The 13,264-nt window shown below is 60.5% G+C and carries 13 protein-coding genes; 3 read left to right on the top strand and 10 right to left on the bottom strand.

Annotation, left to right across the window (positions count from 1 at the left end):
• Nucleotides 1-50 precede the first annotated feature (50 nt).
• From LAC81_RS33995 to LAC81_RS33965, 7 genes are all read right to left on the bottom strand, one after another.
• The gene (locus tag LAC81_RS33995) at nt 51-956 is read right to left on the bottom strand and encodes a UTP--glucose-1-phosphate uridylyltransferase (protein WP_223728971.1); all 906 of its coding nucleotides are present in this window, start codon (nt 954-956) and stop codon (nt 51-53) included.
• A gap of 4 nt (nt 957-960) precedes the next feature.
• Nucleotides 961-1,977 carry a glycosyltransferase family 2 protein gene (locus tag LAC81_RS33990; protein WP_223730404.1) on the bottom strand — a complete coding sequence of 339 codons (1,017 nt, stop codon included), beginning with the start codon at nt 1,975-1,977 and terminating at the stop codon, nt 961-963.
• Complete coding sequence (locus LAC81_RS33985) at nt 1,977-2,903, bottom strand: glycosyltransferase (protein WP_223728970.1); 927 nt, start codon at nt 2,901-2,903, stop codon at nt 1,977-1,979. Before LAC81_RS33985 ends, LAC81_RS33990 begins: the two co-directional genes overlap by 1 nt.
• Nucleotides 2,900-3,898, bottom strand: coding sequence for a glycosyltransferase family 2 protein (locus LAC81_RS33980; RefSeq protein WP_223728969.1), 999 nt, complete (start codon nt 3,896-3,898; stop codon nt 2,900-2,902). The genes LAC81_RS33985 and LAC81_RS33980 overlap by 4 nt, the downstream gene beginning before the upstream one ends.
• Entirely contained in the window at nt 3,895-5,100 is a 1,206-nt protein-coding gene (locus LAC81_RS33975; protein WP_273700232.1) for a glycosyl transferase family 1, read from the bottom strand. Before LAC81_RS33975 ends, LAC81_RS33980 begins: the two co-directional genes overlap by 4 nt.
• Before the next feature lie 100 nt (nt 5,101-5,200).
• The gene (locus LAC81_RS33970; protein WP_223728968.1) at nt 5,201-5,983 is read right to left on the bottom strand and encodes a glycoside hydrolase family 16 protein; all 783 of its coding nucleotides are present in this window, start codon (nt 5,981-5,983) and stop codon (nt 5,201-5,203) included.
• Between the two features lie 2 nt (nt 5,984-5,985).
• On the bottom strand, nt 5,986-7,101 hold the full coding sequence (locus LAC81_RS33965; RefSeq protein WP_273700231.1) for an acyltransferase family protein: 1,116 nt from the start codon (nt 7,099-7,101) through the stop codon (nt 5,986-5,988).
• Between the two features lie 159 nt (nt 7,102-7,260).
• Between LAC81_RS33965 and LAC81_RS33960 the strand changes: the two genes are divergently transcribed.
• Nucleotides 7,261-7,470: a hypothetical protein gene (locus LAC81_RS33960; protein ID WP_223728967.1), complete on the top strand. Its 210-nt coding sequence runs from the start codon at nt 7,261-7,263 to the stop codon at nt 7,468-7,470.
• A 25-nt stretch (nt 7,471-7,495) separates the two neighbouring features.
• Here the strand turns inward: LAC81_RS33960 and LAC81_RS33955 are convergent, their stop codons facing one another.
• The gene (locus tag LAC81_RS33955) at nt 7,496-8,980 is read right to left on the bottom strand and encodes a lipopolysaccharide biosynthesis protein (protein ID WP_223728966.1); all 1,485 of its coding nucleotides are present in this window, start codon (nt 8,978-8,980) and stop codon (nt 7,496-7,498) included.
• 121 nt (nt 8,981-9,101) lie between these two features.
• On the opposite strand from LAC81_RS33955, the gene LAC81_RS33950 reads away from it, so the two are divergent.
• Both LAC81_RS33950 and LAC81_RS33945 read left to right on the top strand, forming a co-directional pair.
• A complete protein-coding gene (locus LAC81_RS33950; protein ID WP_223728965.1) occupies nt 9,102-10,067 on the top strand; it encodes a glycosyltransferase family 2 protein in 966 nt (321 codons plus the stop codon).
• Nucleotides 10,068-10,155: 88 nt separating this feature from the next.
• A complete protein-coding gene (locus LAC81_RS33945) occupies nt 10,156-11,103 on the top strand; it encodes a polysaccharide pyruvyl transferase family protein (protein WP_223728964.1) in 948 nt (315 codons plus the stop codon).
• Nucleotides 11,104-11,148: 45 nt separating this feature from the next.
• Here the strand turns inward: LAC81_RS33945 and LAC81_RS33940 are convergent, their stop codons facing one another.
• The gene (locus LAC81_RS33940) at nt 11,149-12,171 is read right to left on the bottom strand and encodes a glycosyltransferase family 2 protein (RefSeq protein WP_419195905.1); all 1,023 of its coding nucleotides are present in this window, start codon (nt 12,169-12,171) and stop codon (nt 11,149-11,151) included.
• A 208-nt stretch (nt 12,172-12,379) separates the two neighbouring features.
• On the bottom strand, nt 12,380-12,664 hold the full coding sequence (locus LAC81_RS33935) for an exopolysaccharide production repressor protein (protein ID WP_223728962.1): 285 nt from the start codon (nt 12,662-12,664) through the stop codon (nt 12,380-12,382).
• Nucleotides 12,665-13,264: the final 600 nt, after the last annotated feature.

Genomic DNA, 13,264 nt, shown 5'->3' with positions numbered 1-13,264 from the left:
TCCCTTTGGGTGCAAAGGCTGACGCCTCGAAAAGAGGCGCCAAACAAGCTTTATGCCGCGCGGATGCGGCCTTCATGAGACAGGACCATGTCCTTGACCGATGCATAGACCATGTCGCCGAGGTCCGAGCGCGCGAGCGCGAAGGCGACATTGGCGGCGATGAAGCCTTCCTTGGACCCGCAGTCGAAGGTGCGCCCCTCATAGGGATGGGCGTGAAACGTTTGATTTTGCGAGAGTTTCAGCATTCCGTCGGTCAACTGGATTTCGTTGCCGGCGCCACGTTGCTGGTGTGCGAGAATGTCGAAGATCTCGGGCTGAAGAATGTAGCGCCCATTCAGATAAAAATTCGACGGTGCCTCGCCGGCGCGCGGCTTTTCGACCATTTTCGTGACTTGGAAACCATAGGGAACGGTCGCACCCTTGCCGACGATGCCATATTTCGACGCATCTTCCGGAGCGCATTGTTCGACGCCGACGACGTTGCCGCCGGTCTGGTGATAGAGGTCGACGAGGCCGGCCATGCAGCCGCGCGTACCGTGACACAGCATATCCGGCAGGAGCAGCGCGAACGGCTCGTCGCCGATTACGTCGCGAGCACACCAGACGGCGTGACCGAGACCGAGTGGGGCCTGCTGTCGCGTGAAGCTGACCGAGCCGGCACGCGGCAGCATCTCCTCGAGCTCTGAAACCTGGGCATTCTTGCCGGAACGGGTCAGAGACGAGATGAGCTCCGGCGTATCGTCGAAGTGGTCCTCGATTGCCTGCTTGTTGCGGCTGGTGACGAAAACGATGTGCTCGATGCCCGCCTGGCGGGCTTCATCAACCGCATATTGCACGACCGGACGATCGACGATCGTCAGCATCTCCTTGGGTATCGCCTTGGTCGCGGGGAGGAACCGCGTTCCATTGCCGGCGACCGGGATCACAGCTTTCCTGACGGTCCTGATACGGTCCATGGCTTTATCCTTTGCGTACGTGAGGGCTATTGCCCGAGGTGGATCGTTCAGCCGCCACCGTCGGTGTGGCGGACTTCAAGCGTGCGAGCGGCGCAAGCAAACGGCGCAGGCGCACGGCGATCGGCATTCTGAGGTGCCGAAGCGCTCGGGGGTCGGAGAAGGCCACCCGGGCGGCCCCCACCAACGATCTGGATTTCAGATGATCGACGAGCCGCAGGAAGGCGTGCGCCTCGCGCAGGCTCCTGTCGCGGCGCCGCTGCATTGTCATCGCCGTGGTATCGATCGAGTGGTTTGCGAGGAAATCCCTGTCGGCCGCGATCATCGCCTCGATATGGCCAAGCTCAAGCACCCGGGAGATCGAGCCCTCGCGGATGTGATAGCAATAGCCCGCTGAAGGATCGACGATGCAACGTCCGCCGGACGCGAGCGCAGACGCCAGCAGGATGTAGTCTTCACCAATTCGGATGGTCTCCTTGAAGCGCAAAGCATGCTCGTTCAGGAAACGGCGCTCGAAGATCGGCTTCATATAGCCGAAATTGTAGGTTGAGCGGAAAAGCACGTTGGATTGAATGAAAGCCGAAAGCGTCAACATGCTGTGTTGCTCAAGCAAGGCCTCGGGAAACATGCGCTCGACACGCCCGTCGAGGTTCGCGACCTCGATGTTGTCGACGGCAATCTGGGCGCCAGCCTTTAACGCCAGCTCGATCATGCGGGAAAGCCGTCGTGGGCTGATGGTGTCGTCCGCATCGAGAACGGCGATCCAACTGCCACGTGCCGCCTCAAGCCCGGAATTGCGCGCGCCGCCAGGCCCCCGGTTCGTCGCAAGCCGCAACAGCCGCACGCGGGGATCAGCGATCTCTTCGACCACGGCACAGGTGTTATCGGCGGAGGAATCGTCAACGACGATCACTTCCACATCGACAGCTTCCTGTGCCAGCGCGCTCTCAATGGCGCGGCCAATCGTATCTGCGGCGTTGTAGGCCGCTACGACAAAACTGACCTCTGGTGCGGGGGGCGTCATCAAGCGGTCGCAGCTCCATACTGCTGGAGTTCACGAACGCCGAGAAGCCCACTGACGACGCCTGCATGCATGATGGCGCGCAGCGCGTAGCGCGACCGGGCGACCGGCGAGCCGAGAAGGAGCAGGCTGGCCGTAGCGCAATAGCCGGACTTGGCCATCGCCCGGGCGATTTCTACAATTTGCCTGCTGGCTTGGCCCGGCTCACTTAACAGGCGCCCGTGGGTCTGGCCGGAGCGGAAGCGGCGCTTGGCAAGCCAGGCAAGGCGCGCGCGCTTTTCCGGAACCGGCTCGAAGACCAATGCATCTGGGGCATAGGCGAGACGGCCGCCGGCCGCATGCATATGGCGGAAGAACTCCGTGTCCTCGCCGCCGGTCCGCCCGAGCGCCAGATTGAACCGCCTGTCGAAAAGGACCGGCCGCGTGAGGTCGAGCAGGACATTGCAGGTGTAACCGGTGCGGATTTCGCCTTCGACCCATACGGGCCGGGTCGAATGAAAGTCGCCGCGGCGCATCCAGTTCGGAGCGGACAACGCGTATTCTGCGCGAACCGGCCCCAGCACGACGTCGGCACCGGTTGCCACCGCCGTGTCGAGCAATTGCAGGAGCCAGGTTCGTGACACGGTCTCGTCGTCATCGATGAAGGCGAGATAGTGCCCGGTGCTGTTGTCGAGGCAGGCATTTCGGGCGATCGAAATGTTTGACACCGGGCAATGCACGTAAAGGATCTCGAAGGGCATGGTCGGGCGCATCTGGTTGACCAGCGGCTCGGCACTTGGTGTCGCGTCGTTGTCGGCGACAATGATGCGGATGTCGACGTCGGCGGGCACCGTGATGAGCGCCAGCGAATGCAGCGTTTCCGCAAGCTCGGGACGGCGGAAGGTGCAGACCGCAATATCGATCCTTGTTCTGGCGAGCGTTCCGGTCATGGCGCCACCTTTCTGTTTCGCGAAGTGAGCAACTCGCGCCAGAAGCCGGCCGACCAGGCAAAATGCATCACCATGGCCGAAAGGGCTGCAAGGGGGCCGTAGGGGTTCTTCTGGCCGAGCGCCATCCACATGCCGTAGCCGATGCAGGCGGCGGCCCACAGGATGACCGGCACGACGGCGAGCCAGTTGATGACGGCAAGCAAAGCGCCGATGGCGACGGGGGCCACGGCAAGTGGCAGCAACTGCCTGAGGTTCGGCCATGCCCGGTGCTTCAGGACATTGCGCGCGCGCCCCCGTCCATAGGCGAAGTACTGACGGAAGAGCGGGCCGACCTCGGCGCGTGGATAGTAGATCATGCTCGTCCGGTCGGTCATCCAGATGCGATAGCCCGCCTGACAGAAGCGGTAGTCGAACTCCGCATCTTCGTTATGGCTGAAAATCTCGTCATACCCGCCGATCGCTCGGAAAGCGGAGATCCGCATCAGAGCATGGTGGCCGTGATCGGCCCAATCGCTGGTTGCGCCCAGTCGATGCTTGGCGCCGCCATTGCCGAGCTTGGAGTTCTGGGCGTAGGCCGTTGCTTTCTGGAAGGGCGTGAAGCCGACTGTCTGCATCGCGACGACGACGGAGTCCGCTCCGGTCTCGAGCGCCTCTTCGACAAGGCGCTCGCAGTAGTCGTCGGGATAGGTCCCGTGGGCATCGATGCGGATCAGGTAGTCGAAGGACGTCCCGTATTCTGCGACGGCAAGGTTGATCGCCGAGCTCTGGATGCGCTTGGGATTGTCGAGGGCAAGGACCATGGCATCCACCTCAGCAAGGCGGGCGGCAATCTCGCGCGTGCCATCCGTGCTGCCACCGTCGACGATCAGGATGGCGCCGTTGAGGCGCGCCGCGGCAGGACGCAGTCCCTCAACGAGACCTTCGAGATGTTCGGCTTCGTTGAGACAGGGAATGACGATAAGCGTCCGTGTCGAAGCCAGCGTGTTGTTGCTCATGACAATCCGCTTTCGTTCTGGGGTGTTGGGGAAAGGGTTGGCGCGATCCGCGGCGGCGCCGCGGAGACGACAACAGAAAGTCGGCGCACAAGGCCCTCGCAGTCGCTGCGGTTGAATATCCAGGTTTCGGCCGCGCAGGTCGCAATCCGGCCAGATGCCTCGGCGTAGCGCTCGGGGTCGATCGAGCCGAGAAGGCCGACAAGCGCCTCCGGTTCGGCTTCGTCGAGCAGCATGCCGAGGCCGCGGATGGCTAGGAACCGCGACGTCTCGGTACCGCGCAGCGCAATTGGCACGCGGCCAAAGCGGCACCCCTCATAGAGCCGGTTCGGCAACAGCCATTTCGAGTTCTGGCCTTCTTCGAAGAAATCAATCGCCCAGGTGAAGTGTACGTCGGAGTAGATCGCGCCCAGTTCCTCCGGGCTGCGGTAGGGCCCATGGAACTGCATGAAGGGTTCGTTGCGCACGAAACCGTCGAAGTCGTCAAACTCCGAATGGGCCGGCCGGCCGCGCAGCACGATCTCGAAGCGTCCTTCCATTCTGCGGGAAAACGCCGAAAGCAATGCCAGCGACTTGCGGCAGCGCAGAGCGCCAAACCAGGCGATCCGCCAGGGCCTATCCTTCGGCGGTGTCGCTGCTGCCGCCACCGGTCGCGCTGTCGCATCGTTAAGTTCGAGCACCTTGTTTTCCAGCATCATGGTCGGTGCGGAGATGCCGGAAAGCGGACGGAAGTAGTGTTCGACAAAGGCAGGAGAACTGGTGATCAGCAGTCGGGCTTTGCGCCCGAGAAACGCTTCGCTTGCCCGCATCGCCTTGCCGGCCAGGTCGCGGCGCAAAAGCAGGCGATGAATGTCGAGGCACTCGTAGACGATCGGCACGTCGCCGCCAAAGACGCCGACAGCCTTCCTGGCAACGGCCAGCATGTCGAGATTGCGCGCGATAATCACGTCGGGGCGCTCGACGTTGCGCAGAGCGTGCCTCAGCGAGAAGCAGCTCTTGGCGATTGCCCCGATCCTTTGCACGAAACGCCCGTCATGGGTTGTTCCAAGCTCGATGGGCTCGATGCCTGAGATCGTAGCCAGTGGGTTGGCGTCGCGCCTGAACCCGGCAAGCTTGACCCTTGCGCCTCCGGCGAGAAGCATCAGGACACGCCGGCGAACGGCAGGGTCGGCAAGATCCTGAGCGAAATAAAGTACCTTCAGCATGAACACCCGGTTTTCTGCTCGACCGTCGGCGAGCATGGTTTGTAAGGTCGCGCTTTGTGGTCTGAACGCGTTGCCTATGGATGCGGTTCCTGGTCGCCGGCTAGTTCGTCCGGCAGGCGACCGATTCGGCAAACTGGCATTTGTCGCCCGGTGCGGTGAACGCGATCCGGTCGATCTGCATGGTTGACGGCCCCTTGTAGGAGAAGGCACCCATCCAATCCGAAAGCGTGTCGGTGCCCCAAAGGCTGAAGAAAATCTTCTGCGGGTTGGTGGGAATTTTCGCGGGATCTGTCACCTCGTGCACCAGTTCGCCGTTCACGTAGTAGCGGATACGCTCTTTCTCCCAGACGAAGGCGTAATCGTTAAAGCCCTGGTTGGCGCCGCCCGGCACGTCGACCAGTTTTTCGTTGCCGCCCTTGGCAGCGACATATTGGTTGATCTGAACCTTTGCGGAGTTCTTCCCGAGAACCTCGAAATCGATCTCGTCGTGCGGCTTCTTGTCGGCTGGACCGATATAGGTGAAGAACGCCGAGTTCAGTCCGGAGCCATCGGCCGTTTTGATGCGAGCCTCATAGGTCCCGTAGCTGAACCGCTTGCGCGTCTGGATCTCGCCGCAGGAGTAGTTTCGCTCGCCAAGTTTTCCTTCGGTGAAGGAGAGTTCGGCGACGCCATTCTCGACCTTCACCTGCTTCTTGGACCAGGTGCAGTTCTGGTGGGCACCGTTGTTCCAGCCGTCGGAGACGTACCAGATGCTCGTGTCGAGGCTGTCGAAGTTGTCGATGAAGGACTTTGCCTCTCCTGTGCCTTCGGCATTTGCAGGGCCGGCAAGGCCGACGGCGACAAGGCTCAACAGGGCGAGGCGGTGAGGTCCAGAAGATCTCATGGTCAGGTCCTTTGCTGTGGAGAAAGTTCGCCGCGTTGCTCTGCCGGCCGCGCATTGGCGCGGCTGCCGGTCAGGGTTGCGGTCAGGTTTGGAAGCCAACGGCCGGCAAGGCCGTAGGCGACGACAAGGATTGCGATCGTGATGAACGGAACCGTGTAGTAGAACGCCGGGTAATATCCAAAGCCGGTGCGGTTCCAGATCATCCAGAAGAGAACGAGCAGCGGATAGTGCGTACAGAAGATCCAGAAGCTGAGCCCGCTCCCGCGTCCAAGTCGCGACCCGAGGCTTGTGCGGACCAACCGTTCCGAAACGGCCCAGGAACCCAGGATGCCGGAGAGGGCGGTCAGGCTGCGCAGCATGTCGACCCAGACCGGAAATTCAGGACCGTACTGGAAAAGCACCACCGAAAGCAGTAGCGAAGCACCAAGGACGGCGATGGTGATCGGCCAGGAGAAGCGATCGAGACCGCGAACGTCAACGCGATGCAGGCTCATGTAGATGCCGGTGCTGAAGCCGAAGAGGATCGACTTCTTCAGGAAGATCCCGTTTGGCAAGGGCAGCACGGCATAGGCGAACAGCACGGCGAGCGTCTGCATCGGATAACGCTTGATCAGCCATGCCAGTACCGGCGACAATACGATGCAAAGCAGCAGATCTCGCAGGAAGTAGAGCGGCACATCGATCGGCAGACCTTGGAGCGCCACGGCAAGGTTCAACCATTCCCGTGCGCTTGCACCCACGACCTCCGGCAGGTAGCCGAAGCTGATACCCTTGCTTTGCGCAACGAAGACGAGCGCAAGAAAAGCTATGTTCCAAAGCAGGAAGGGCAACAGGACGGTTCTTGCCTTGGTCTTGAGGGTCTTGCCATAATCGAAGCTGTCGAGGCCACGCCGAAACAGGAGATAGCCGGAGATTGCACTGAGGCACGGGACACCGACACGAAACAGGCTGTCGCCAAGAAAGACGCGCAAGAAATCGAGGACGCCATACGTGCCGAGATACGGGCTCGTCGCCGGATCATGCGGCACATGCACGAAGACGATGCCGGAGATCAGCACGATCCGCATCAGATTGATCCGCGATGAGATGTTCGCGTTCACATCCACGATGTCCGTCACCCCTATCTGCCAGCGCCATTCAGGCGACGGTTTCAACAGAGCAGACCAGAGCCCGCATTCACTCAGTTAAAGGCTAGGCTTGAGCGCGGCTAAAAATATGGCGCCGCAACAAACGAATCGACCGTATTCTGCTGCGTCGCAGCATGAGAAGACGTTACGTTGATAGGAGTATATGCCTATCAGGGGGCGGGTGGCCGGGAAAAAGCCTATTGCGGCGGCGGTTGCGAAATATTATCAGGCGCTTATTTGTTGATGCTTGTGCTTGTGATTGATGATGTTGCACATGATAAAATTGTGCTGTTTTTCTCATTTATCACGCTTCAAAACGGCCGGGTCGGCGCCAGCCAAGCCGAAATGCGGCGAGGGTGAGGCAGTTTTCAGCCGTTGAAATCGGTTATTCCGCCGCCGCGGGCGCGGTCGGCGAGACATTGCGTCTGCGGATCATACCGTAGAGTTTCAGCAACAATGGACGCTCCATCAGAAGCATCAGCACGAGATAGATCAGTCCGCCGACCGCGGTTCCGATAACCACCTGCACGACCGCGTTCGGGACAATTGCACCATAGAAATCCAGCAAAAGCCTGACGGCAACCGCCATCGCGGATGCCGCGATCATCGGCCTGATCGAGACCAGGAGGTTGCGGAAGAAGGGCAGGCGGTCTGCCCGGAATACCACCCAGGAATAGGCGACCAGCGTTGCCAGATTGACGACGCAGAGCGCAATCATCGCCTCAACCAGCGAGCCGCCGATGGCGCCATAGGCGACGGCTGCTGTCGTCACTATAGCGCGGATCACTGCCCACCAGAAGAGAACTGTGCCCTGGCCGATGCCCTTGAGATAGGGGACGTAGGTGCTGCAGGGCGTCAACAGTCCCTTGGACAGCGCAAGCAGGCCGAGGACCGGCCAGGCGGCAGCCCACTGCCGGCCGAAAAGCACCAACATCGCCGGTTCGGCAAGCGCCCAAAGACCGAACATCATCGGCGCCAACAGCACGGTGGTGACCTGCGTGCTCAGCATCAGCGCCTGTGATCGACGCTCGCGATCCTCGCCCATATGGCTGAAAGCGGGAAAGAGCACGCCCATGACCGCCGAAAGGACGATCTGGTTGGGAATACTGGAAAAGCGGTTCGCCGCCGAATAGGCGCCGGCGTCCGAGAGGCCAAGGTAGCGGCTGATCACCACCATCGGCGACTGGAAGGTAATGAAGTTGGCGATCTCGGACCCCATCATGCCGAAACTGAACCGGCTGAGCGTCAGAACGCGACGCACGGAAAAGACCAGCCGGGGCACATAGCCCGAGACTGCATAGAGCCCGGCAAGGCGGATGAATGCGGAAACGAAAAGCTGCGCCAGCAGCGACCAGACGCCGAAGCCAAAAAGGGCTGCGCCGACGGCGACAAGCGCCCCGACGGTCTCGGATAGCATGGTCCAGACGGCGTCCTTGCTGAAATTCATCCGTCGAGCGAGGAGAGAATAGGCGACGTCTCCGCCAAGTTGCAGCGGGATCAGCACGCTCATGATCCGAAGTAGGTAACCGGCTTCGGGTGCTCCAAGCAGGCTTGCCAGCGGATCGGCGAAGACGAAAAGCCCAAGCGCCATCAGGAGCGCGACGGCAAGATTGGCCCAAAACGCCGAGTGGATGAGCTCCATATCTTCCTCGCGCTGGATGATGAGCGCGGAGGCAAGACCGGCGCCGCCGATCATCGCCAGGAACTGCACGACGGTGAGCGCAACGGCCACCGTGCCGAACTCTTCCGGCGTCAGGATGCGCGCCAGAATCGGCACCGTGACAAACTTCAGCCCGAAAGTACCTGTCTTTGAAAGGACGCTCCAGCCGACGTTCCGCGTCACAGACATGGCATTTACGGTTGAGGGCATAAAGAGCATCCTTGATGCCTTTGAAGGATTTCCGACAAAGGACCTGGGCTAAATATAAGGCCGCGACCCGGTGGGAGGAGACCACGCAAGACTCTATTAGAGAAACCGCAGGGGCGAAAAGATGGCGAAGCTGACTGTTATTATTCCGTACTATCAGAAGGAATCGGGTATTCTCCGGCGGGCACTTGCCTCCGTCTTTGCCCAGTCATTTCAGGACTTCCATGTCCTGGTGATAGACGATCGTTCTCCCTATTCGATTGAGGCGGAGTTGGGGCCGTTAAGTGATCAGGAGCGCGCACGCGTGACCGTGATTCGGCAGCCCAATCAGGGACCTGGCGGCGCTCGAAACACTGGGTTGGACCATGTTCCCGAGGATGCCGAGTTCGTGGCATTCCTCGATTCCGACGATGAATGGACCCCGGATCATCTGAAGAATGCCTATGAATGCATGAGCCGCTTCGGCGCCGACTGCTATTGGGCGTCGATCACCGGCGGGGATGCGTTCTACTATCATTTCGATGTTGCCGAGCTAACGCAAACCAACAGCGTCATCAGGCTGCAGGAGGCGCCGCTGGTCGTCGAAATTCCTGATCTGACCAACGTGATGCTCGAGAACTGGAGCTTCCTGCACCTCTCCTGCATGGTGATCGGGCGCAGCCTTTTCGAGAAGATCCGCTTCGATGCGGCGCTGAGGCTGGCGGCTGAGGACGTCCTGTTTTTCTGCGACTGCATTCTTGCCGCCGAACGGGTCGTGCTTTGTGACGAAGCGGGCGCCGAGCGCGGTGAGGGCATCAACATCTTCCACTCGATCGACAACGATTCGCCACAGTTCCTGCAGCAGCAGTTCAACACCTTTGTTGCTCTGGAAACGCTCGAGGGGCGCTTCTCGCGCAAACCCGCGGCAATCGCGTCGATCCGCTCCTATCAGCATACAGCACGCCGTCAGGCGCTGTGGAGCCAGGCCCGTCGGCTCAAGCGACGCAAATCTCCCCAATTCCGACTGCTGGCGCGTTGGGTCCTGCGTGATCCGAGGCTCCTGCGAAGCGCGCTGGAACTCGCCGTCGGCAAGTTTTCGCGATCAAATTGATCAAAACAACGCTCCTTCGAGGAGGAACACCAAGGCCGCTTAGCGCGGTATCCGGACACATGAAGCATCTTGAAAGAAGGGACTGCCCATGAAGCCCTATTACTGGGAATCTCAGCATGGCAATTTCGGCGACGACCTCAATCTTTGGCTATGGGATTTCCTGCTGCCGGGGTTCCGTGACGTTCACGAGGAAATCCTGCTGGTGGGCGTCGGCACCGTGCTCAACCGGGCGCTTTTACCCGACGGCATCCGAAAGCTCGTTATCGGCAGCGGCTTCGGCTACGGCACCCTGCCGGACATGCGCGATCCGAAGGAGTGGGACATCCGCTGCGTCCGAGGGCCGTTGACCGCCGAGAAGATCGGCGTTTCGCCGGACCTTGGCATCGTCGATCCCGCCGTGATGGTCGCGGAAATGCCGGAGTTCAAGACCTTGCCGAAGCTCCACAAGCGCAGCTTCGTGCCACATTGGGAAAGCGCCATTGCCGGCATGTGGCCGGTGACCTGTGGTACTGTCGGCCTGCATTATATCGATCCGCGCGGCGAAGCCAAAAGTGTGATCCGCGAGATTGCGCAGTCGGAACTCATCGTCGCCGAATCGATGCATGGCGCGATCCTTGCAGACGCCTTTCGCGTGCCGTGGGTGGCCGTGACGACATCGGAAAGCATCAACAGCTTCAAGTGGAACGACTGGGCAAGCACCGTCGGCGTCCACTACCGACCCCGCCACGTGCCGGTGTCGAGCCGCGCCGAAGCCATGATCAAGGGCGAACGCTTCTGGGGCATGGACTTCGAGGCGCAGACGGTGGCTGAGGCGCCGAACCTTCGACCGATCGATCATGACGTGATGGTGGCAACGACCGAGCCGAGGCAGACTTTTTTGCGCAGCGCAGCCAAGCAGGTTCTCGCCGCACCTTCCACGCTTGCGCTTTGGCAGGCGATCCGCACGACACCGCAATTGAGCCGCGACGAAAGACTTGCCGAACGGAAGGAACGTTTTCAGGAGGCCCTTGCAGCCGTGCGTCAATCATACTTCTGATGGTCCTGCCACGGCACCTCGAAAGTGCCGTGGCCGGCATGATGACTACCTCTGCCCGTCGGCCGTGGCGGGCAGCAGATAGCGCAGCCCCCCGGCGCCGCCGAGGGCCGCTTGAGCATCCGAATGCGGCTGTCTGAAGCGCTCGGTCTTGTCGGCAAGGATACCGATGGTCACAGCAGGTACCGCATCGGGTTGCTGAATGAGGTAGCCGACGGCAGCCATCGCGCCGCGTTCTCGTTTCAGGTCGAGAAAGTGTCGATGCTGATAGCGGTCCTTGATATGTCGCTCGTGCCTTCGGATCGCGACCGCGGCTTCGCTTTCCAGCGTGCTTCCCGCCAGGATCATCCGATCCGCCTCATAGAGCCGCTTGAGATCCTCGGTGCGGTGGCTGCCGCTCAACGAGTTGCTGCGCACGATGGCGGCATAGCCACAGCTCCGGATGATCTTGTAGCGCGCGCCGTTGGCGAGCGCGCGTAGATAAAGATCATAGTCTTCCCCGAGCCGAAGCGGCTCCCGGTAGCGGATCGAATGCCGCTCCAGGAAGTCGCGTCGCATCAATGGCTTCAGAAACCCCACCTCGCCACGCTTCACGCCACGCCGAGAGATATTGCCCTCAACGAACTCGATCAGGCCGATGAGGCGGGGTTGCGGTTGGAAGGGTTCGATTTTCTCTGCGATATCGGTCGCTGCCGCCTCGTCGATGAAGGCGATATTGTCGGCGATCAGGTCCCAATCGCTCTCCACAAGCAAACGGCCGAGACGACCTGGCAGGAAGAAGTCATCAGCATCCAGGATTGCAAGCACCGGCGAGCGGCTGATCGATAGGGCGTGATTGCGGGCAGCCGATGGCCCGCGATTGCTTTCCAAGCGCACGATCGTCAGGCGGCCGCTGTGGTCGTCGGCGCCGTGCGCCGCGCCTTCGGTGTCATCGCTCGAGCCGTCGTCAATGACGATCACTTCGGCGCATTCTGGTTCTGCAAGGGCCGATGCGACGGCTCGGGCAATGGTACTTTCGGCATTCTTTGCGGCGATGATGACGCAGACGTCTGTGGTCATGAGGGCCTCCAGCATCGTGTCTCACGGGCAGCGCGCGGATCTGCGGGCGCTGCGGCACTTCGGTTCCTGCGTAGCTTTGCTTTTGGGCTAGCCGTGGCCACGCGACGCCGCCAAGGGTGGCGACGACCGGACCATGCATGGCGATCTTGTCGCAAACGCGTCAACTATGAGATTTTCTGGGGCCGTCTCGCGGGCCGCGGATCGGAAAGGGAGGGCCTGTTCAGCGATTGAAGTGGCCAGGACGATCGAGGCGTTGCGGCGCCGCACTGCCGGCTGTCTTGTCGTCGCCGGCCAATCGCGCCATCTCGGCGGCCTGTCTTTCCTTTTCGCGCGCCTTCTTCCACACCAGGTAAAGCACGGCGATGAAATAACCGACCTGCATCAGTACGGCGCATAGGATGGTCTGGATTAGCGTCGACGCCAGCGAGCCGTTTAGGAAATAGGTAACGATCGCAAATACGGCGAGGGCGCCGAGCATGCTCACAAGAACGCGCGGTGCGTACATGGCGCTACCTCGCACTCGGTTCTGTCGACGTTGTGGTCATCGGAGTTCGGCCTTTCCTCCTCAGAGTTCCAATATATTGGCAGCGCCCTTTCGCTTCAACCGTCAAAACCGCGCTGCCCCGCCGCCACTCTGCCTCCAAAGTCTTTATGTCGTGTTTAGGCTACCAACATGCGAATCAAATTGGCCATTTTTCGATCTCGCCACGATTCGCTCCTTGCTACTCCATGGCAATCTCAAGGCAATTTCTCCACCTCCCGGCGCTTTGTGATGGCGGTACCGTCTTTTGGTTGCTGCCTGGGTAACGATTGAGATCACCTTTTGTTACGAAATTAACTTTCGGTGTCTCGTTACGCGTGCAGCGCAAAACCTTGCTGCAATGCACCATTTCCGCGGAAAGACTGATGCCTGTCAATTTCTATCAGCGCCGAACCCGGCTCTTGCAGGTCAAGGCAAACATAACAGATACCAAGATATATTGGCTTTACGGCGACGCCATTGCACGCCGCCAATACAATACACGAAAGTTCCGTACGTAAGACTTCGCCGCCTGATAATATAACGGGTGCCAGGATGGAAATATTACATATTCGAAATCAGTGA

The organism is Ensifer adhaerens (genome assembly GCF_020035535.1).
Lineage (GTDB): Bacteria > Pseudomonadota > Alphaproteobacteria > Rhizobiales > Rhizobiaceae > Ensifer.
Note: the sequence above shows the minus strand (reverse complement) of the source record. Positions and strands in the feature narration are given on the sequence as shown.